Below are 2,516 nucleotides of genomic sequence, written 5' to 3' on the forward strand. Positions count from 1 at the left end.
TGAATATACAGTTTACGTCTATAAGTAGGGACTAGTGATGAAGCCAATTGTTGTATTTGGGGTTGAAGACTTTGCCGAACTTGCGTATTACTATTTGACTACGGATTCACCTTACAAAGTAGTTGCTTTTACAGTCCATGAAAAATACATGAAATGTAAAAGATATAATAATCTTCCTGTTATACCTTTTGAAGAGTTGGAAAAAAAATACCCTCCAGAACAATATGATTTGTTTGCGCCAATGATGGCAAAGAGAATGAATACTCTAAGAGAAAAAGTATACTTAGAAGGTAAAGAAAAAGGGTATGACTTCATTTCGTATGTCAGTTCAAAAGCTACAGTTTTTAACAATGTAATTGGAGAGAATTGTTTTATATTGGAAAATAATACTATTCAACCATTTTCTGTAATTGGGAATAATGTAGTGTTGTGGAGTGGGAACCATATTGGGCACCATGGTATAGTTAAAGACCATGTTTTTTTTACTTCACATGTCGTAATGTCAGGGCACTGTGTAATTGGCGAGAATTGCTTTCTAGGTGTTAATTCGACTATAAGAGATGGTTCCAATCTAGCCAAAGGCACACTCTTATCAATGTCTTCGTGTCTAACTTTAAAAGAAACAGAAGAGTGGGGAGTGTATATCGGTCATCCCGCAAAGAAAAAAGGGACTCGTTTTAGCTATGACGTATTTTAATCATTATAAATGGGAAAAGGTGGGGCTGATATATAAACCCAACAACACTATACCTTGGAGTGTTACTCATGCCCAAGCTCCAGTTGCTGATTATATTGAAGATAAGAATATTATACGTGTATACTTTTCCACTAGAAATATTGATGGTTTAAGTCTACCAACATTTGTCGATCTTAATGCAGATAACCCTTTAGAAATTATTCATATTAATGAAAGCCCTCTACTTGACCTTGGAAGCTTAGGTACATTTGATGATAGAGGTGTAATGCCATCATGGGTTGTTAATCGAGGTGATGAACGATGGTTATATTATATCGGGTGGAATGTAAGGGATAATATTTCCTATCACAACAGTGTAGGTTTAGCAATCGCTTCTTCTTCCGATGATAAATTTGTTAGGTTCTCCGAAGGGCCGTTGTGGGATAGAGATTGGAAAGAACCTTATTTTTCGGCGTCTACTTGCGTTTTATTTGATGATGGTGTTTGGAAAAATTGGTACTTATCCTGTACTGGTTGGAAGGTTGTCAATGGTAAATCGGAACCACGTTACCATATCAAATATGCTGAGTCTGAAGATGGGATCAATTGGGTCAGAGAAGGAAAAGTCGCTATAGACTATAAAAATGAGGAAGAGGCAGGTATCGTAAAAGCTTCTGTAGTCAAAGAAAACGGAAGATATCGAATGTGGTTTTCATACCGTAATTTCACAAACTATAGAACTGATCCAAAAGCTAGCTATCGTATTGGATATGCCGAGTCGAAGGATGGCATTGTTTGGAATCGAAATGACGACCTTGCAGGAATTGATATTAGCGCTTCGGGCTGGGATTCTGAAATGATAGCATATCCCCATGTAATAAAAGTAAAAGAGAGTTATCTTATGTTTTATAACGGTAATGGTTTTGGCCGATCAGGCTTTGGGTATGCTCGTTTGTTGAAATGATAATTATCGTTCGATATTGAATTGAAATTTTTGTTTTATTAGTTTGTAAAATTACAAATGGATTTTAAATGTTATTGAGAAGTCTATATTATTTGTTCCCTAGGTTTATTCGTCACCAATATATTGACAGTATTATATTCTACCGCCATGTTTTTTTTAGGCTAATAAGTTTATTTAAATCTAAGGAAAATAAACCCGAAGAAAATCGTTTCGATGTAAGACTAGTCGGGGATTTAGAGTTATTGGGGGGGGGATGTGAAATTATCCAACATGTATCTGAACGCTATGCAAGTGTACAAGGTCCACTCTTGTATGTAGATAATCAGGAATGTAAACGTTCATCGCTTGAAGGTAGATTACCTGATACTAAAGTTGTGCGTTTAAGCGGAGTTCAGGTTATTGGTTCTACAGATGCTGTAATTTCCGGAATAAATATGTACCATCATGAATTAAGCCTAATGGAAAATATTCATGATTTAAAGCGGCCAGATATTTTCTTGAAATATGAAGAACTGGAAGGTTTTGATTTTCAGATTTCGTTTATTCGTGAAAAGTTAACTCTAGATGGATTAGTGGTAAGTTTATTAAAAGAACATTCGACTAATTATTATCACTGGGTTACAGAAGTTATACCAAAGCTAGCTAATATGATGGAGTATATTGAATCTAAAGATGAAAAAATAACCATTTTAGTTGAAGAGGGAACCCCTCAACAAAGTCTTTCCCTTATCGAACTTCTCTTGTCTGAGTTAAAAAATACTGAATATCATCTCTGTCACGTAAAAAAGGGTCAGTTAGTTTATTGCGAAAGTTTAATCTATTGTACTCCTTTATGGACTTCTCTTGATAATACTCGGTCTTTGCCTAATCCGAAAA

At 35.2% G+C, this 2,516-nt stretch carries 2 protein-coding genes and 1 pseudogene; all 3 read left to right on the forward strand.

The features are described from left to right. Nucleotides 1–37: 37 nt before the first annotated feature. Nucleotides 38–697: an acetyltransferase gene (locus AB4496_RS03450; RefSeq protein WP_009847944.1), complete on the forward strand. Its 660-nt coding sequence runs from the start codon at nt 38–40 to the stop codon at nt 695–697. Then, on the forward strand, nt 684–1,640 hold the full coding sequence (locus AB4496_RS03455) for a hypothetical protein (protein WP_009847943.1): 957 nt from the start codon (nt 684–686) through the stop codon (nt 1,638–1,640). The genes AB4496_RS03450 and AB4496_RS03455 overlap by 14 nt, the downstream gene beginning before the upstream one ends. A 68-nt stretch (nt 1,641–1,708) precedes the next feature. Continuing rightward, nucleotides 1,709–2,516, forward strand: a pseudogene (locus AB4496_RS03460) (glycosyltransferase family 61 protein); the annotation flags it as partial.

It is taken from the genome of Vibrio sp. 10N.222.46.A1 (assembly GCF_041473595.1).
GTDB lineage: Bacteria > Pseudomonadota > Gammaproteobacteria > Enterobacterales > Vibrionaceae > Vibrio > Vibrio tasmaniensis_A.

Coding starts and splice junctions, on each gene's coding strand:
- AB4496_RS03450 (WP_009847944.1), top strand. CDS start 38: ATGAAGCCAATTGTTGTATTTGGGGTTGAAGACTTTGCCGAACTTGCG.
- AB4496_RS03455 (WP_009847943.1), top strand. CDS start 684: ATGACGTATTTTAATCATTATAAATGGGAAAAGGTGGGGCTGATATAT.